The sequence below is a fragment of the Acidithiobacillus sp. genome, from assembly GCF_023255755.1.
Lineage (GTDB): Bacteria > Pseudomonadota > Gammaproteobacteria > Acidithiobacillales > Acidithiobacillaceae > Acidithiobacillus.
Genome location: NZ_JAGDVS010000195.1, coordinates 1 through 3,446, shown reverse-complemented (window position 1 = coordinate 3,446; position 3,446 = coordinate 1). Strand labels below are relative to the sequence as shown.

Genomic DNA, 3,446 nt, shown 5'->3' with positions numbered 1-3,446 from the left:
GGCCCAGCCAGGCCCTGCTTCCGTGTGGGGGTGGTCACGCATGTCGCCAAAACTGACTTCACTGAAGTTTCCGCCATGCATCAGTACGGCGCCCGTAAAAATGGACATGAACATGTGACTTTCGGCGCGATCATTGCGCAGAATCTGATCAAAGTAGCTGCCGTTCCAGGGCTGGGTTCCGCTGTTGGTTACCTGGATGTGTTCTTCAGCAAGATAGCTATCGGGCTGGAAAACCCAGGTTTTGGTGATCGTCAAAGGTCCGGCCTTGCCCTTTAGTACGATCGGGCTGTCCGTATCCGAAGAGGGCTTCTCTTCTGCGAACTGGGGAATGAGTAATTGTCCGTTGCTTCCCAAAAACCCACTTTGTTGGGTCGTCAGTTTGGCGGAGCTTGTGTCCAGAATAGGGTAAGGAGCAGGATTATCGGTGGCTACGGGGTAGGCACGCAGGCCAAGATTCTGGATATCTCCACCATGCAGGCCGATATGACCAGTAAATACCTTGGTGCTGAAAGGCACGGAGGGACCGCGCGCCGGAGCCATGGCCTGACTGACGGCTGCAGGTACTGTCATGGTACTGGGTGAAACCGTCGGGGCGGTGACGGGAGCGGCGCTGGGAGTGACCGCTTTGCTGACGGTGCTGGTTGCGGGCGTCACGGGTTTCGGCGCATTTTGCGCCTGCCAGGCCTGAAACAACAGAAAAAAAACCACGGCCAGTGCAATGACAAGAAAAGTTTTCTGATTTTCCATGGAGCCCCAGAGTATTAAGGAACGGGATCAACACCGCCCGCGTGCCAGGGATGGCAGCGGCCGATGCGTTTGATACCCAGCCACGAACCCTTGGCGATGCCATAGCGTTCAATGGCCTGACAGGTATATTCGGAGCAGGTCGGATAAAAGCGGCAATGATGGCCCAGCAAGGGACTGATGGCATATTGATAGGTACGAACCGCCAGCACGGCTGCGCGGCGCGCGCTCATGCTTTCCCCAGCAGTTGCCGGAAATAACCACCCATAATGCGCATACTGAGTTGTCTGGCCCCATTCCGGGCAACCACCATGACATCCTGTCCTGCCGAGCGCGTTTGCTGCAGGCGAAAGGCCTCGCGCAGACGACGTTTGACCCGGTTACGAATGACGGCGTTACCTACCTTGCGGCTCACGGCCAAACCCAGCCGGGGATGAGAAACAGTATTGGGGAGGGTATACATGACCAACTCGGGAAAAACTTTTTTGCGCCCTTGTTTAATGGTGCGCTGAATCAACGCTTTCTGACGAAGGCGATCCTCGCGGGTAAAGCGATGAGGATGCGCCTGCGCCGGATGCATAAACTTACGGACAGAGACGCTGACGGCCCTTGGCGCGCCGACGTTTCAGAACAAGACGCCCGGACTTGGTCGCCATGCGGGCACGAAAGCCGTGAGTCCGCTTGCGATGGGTAATGCTGGGTTGAAAAGTACGCTTCATTGGAACACTTCCTGCGGGTAAATCCTAAGGGCTGAGAAGATAAGGAGATGCTGTCCGAAAGTCAAGGTGTCGAACTCAACCAAATCCATTTAAGATGCTGCCGAACGCTAAGCGCTTTAATGCTGGCTAACGTGGCGTCACATTGATATGTTTTACAACGATCCGCATTCAACCAGAAGTTGGGCACTAGACCTTAAAAGGCAAACAGCTAAATTCAATGACTCCAGAAACTAAGGCACGTCAACAGATCGACCAGAAGCTGGAGCAGGCCGGTTGGGTGATCCAAGACGTGAAGCAGATCAACCTCGGTGCAGCGGTGGGTGTCGCCGTGCGCGAATACCCTACCGATACCGGCCCTGCGGATTACGTGCTGTTCGTCAACCGTAATGCCGTGGGCGTCATCGAGGCCAAGAAAGACAGCGCGGGTGAAAATATCACTGTCACCGAAAAGCAAACCGAGCGCTATGCCACCGCAGCCCTCAAATGGCGCAAGGACAACACCCCGCTGCGTTTTTTGATTGAGGCTACCGGCCAGATCATCCGCTTCACCGACAACGCCGACCCCGCGCCACGTTCGCGCGAGATCTTCCACTTTTTCACGCCTGCCACTCTCGCGGCGTGGGCCGCCCAGCCCGACACCCTGCGCCGCCGCCTGGCCGAGCGCATGCCCGTCTTGCCCGAACGCAACCTGCGCGATTGCCAGATCAGCGCCGTCACCGGACTGGAGCAATCGCTGGCGCTGAACAAGCCCCGCGCCTTGGTGCACATGGCCACCGGCGCGGGCAAAACCTTCACCGCCATCACCGCCGTGTATCGGTTGCTCAAGTTTGGCGGGGCCAAGCGCATCCTGTTTCTGGTGGACACCCGCAACCTCGGCAAACAGGCGCATCAGGAATTCATGGCCTACACGCCGCCGGACGATGGCCGCAAATTCACCGAGCTGTACAACGTGCAGCGTCTCAGCAGCCCCAGCATCGACCCCCACGCGCAGGTGTGCATAAGCACCATCCAGCGCATGTATTCCATCCTCAGCGGCGAGCCGATCGACGAATCCGCCGAAGACCTGTCGCTCAACGAGGTGCAGCAGACGGCGGCGCAGCAAAAGCTGGTGCGCTACAACCCCGCCGTGCCAGTGGAAACCTTCGACTTCATCGTCATCGACGAATGCCACCGCAGCATCTACAACCTGTGGAAGCAGGTGCTCGACTACTTCGACGCCAGCCTCATAGGCCTCACAGCCACGCCGGACAAGCGCACCTTCGGCTTTTTCAACGAGAACATCGTCGCCGAATACACCTACGAGCAATCCGTGGCCGATGGCGTCAACGTCGGCTATGACGTCTACGAGATCGAAACCGACATCACCCAAAAGGGCGCCGAGTTGAAGGCCAAAGAATGGGTGGACCACCGCGACCGCGCCACCCGCAAAAAGCGCTGGAGCGAAACCGAGGAAGACACCGCCTATACCGGCAAGGAGCTCGACCGTTCGGTGGTCAACGTGAGCCAGATTCGTCAGGTCATCCAGGCGATGAAAACCGCCGTGGAAACGCAGATTTTCCCCAACCGCCGCGAAACGCCCAAAACCCTCATCTTCGCCAAAACCGACAGTCACGCCGACGACATCATCAACATCCTGCGCGAGGTCTACGGCCAGGGCAACGCCTTCTGCAAAAAGGTGACCTACCGCGCCGAGGAAGACGCCGACAGCATCCTCAGCAGCTTTCGCAACGACTACAACCCGCGCATCGCCGTCACCGTGGACATGATCGCCACCGGCACCGATGTGAAGCCGCTGGAAGTGCTGCTGTTCATGCGCGACGTGCGCAGCAAGGGCTATTACGAACAGATGAAAGGCCGTGGCGTGCGCAGCCTCGACGGCGACAGTCTCAAGCGCGTCAGCAACAGCGCGGACGGCGCCAAAACCCGCTTTGTGCTGATCGACGCCGTGGGCGTGGAGAAGTCGCTGAAAACCGAAAGCCGCCC

At 58.3% G+C, this 3,446-nt stretch carries 4 protein-coding genes and 1 pseudogene; 1 reads left to right on the top strand and 4 read right to left on the bottom strand.

The genetic code is table 11. The annotated features are described in order from the left end of the window. From yidC to rpmH, 4 genes and pseudogenes are all read right to left on the bottom strand, one after another. Positions 1-747: pseudogene (gene yidC, locus Q0C48_RS13885) on the bottom strand (membrane protein insertase YidC); the annotation flags it as partial. A 14-nt stretch (positions 748-761) separates the two neighbouring features. Then, positions 762-977 carry a membrane protein insertion efficiency factor YidD gene (gene yidD, locus Q0C48_RS13880; protein WP_010640496.1) on the bottom strand — a complete coding sequence of 72 codons (216 nt, stop codon included), beginning with the start codon at positions 975-977 and terminating at the stop codon, positions 762-764. Further along, positions 974-1,324, bottom strand: a complete 351-nt coding sequence (gene rnpA / locus Q0C48_RS13875) for a ribonuclease P protein component (protein WP_142088340.1) — start codon at positions 1,322-1,324, stop codon at positions 974-976. Before rnpA ends, yidD begins: the two co-directional genes overlap by 4 nt. Positions 1,325-1,328: 4 nt before the next feature. Beyond that, positions 1,329-1,463, bottom strand: a complete 135-nt coding sequence (gene rpmH, locus Q0C48_RS13870) for a 50S ribosomal protein L34 (protein WP_024894327.1) — start codon at positions 1,461-1,463, stop codon at positions 1,329-1,331. Positions 1,464-1,680: 217 nt separating this feature from the next. On the opposite strand from rpmH, the gene Q0C48_RS13865 reads away from it, so the two are divergent. Next, a partial coding sequence (locus tag Q0C48_RS13865; RefSeq protein WP_291525347.1) for a DEAD/DEAH box helicase family protein occupies positions 1,681-3,446 on the top strand: 1,766 nt, incomplete at its 3' end.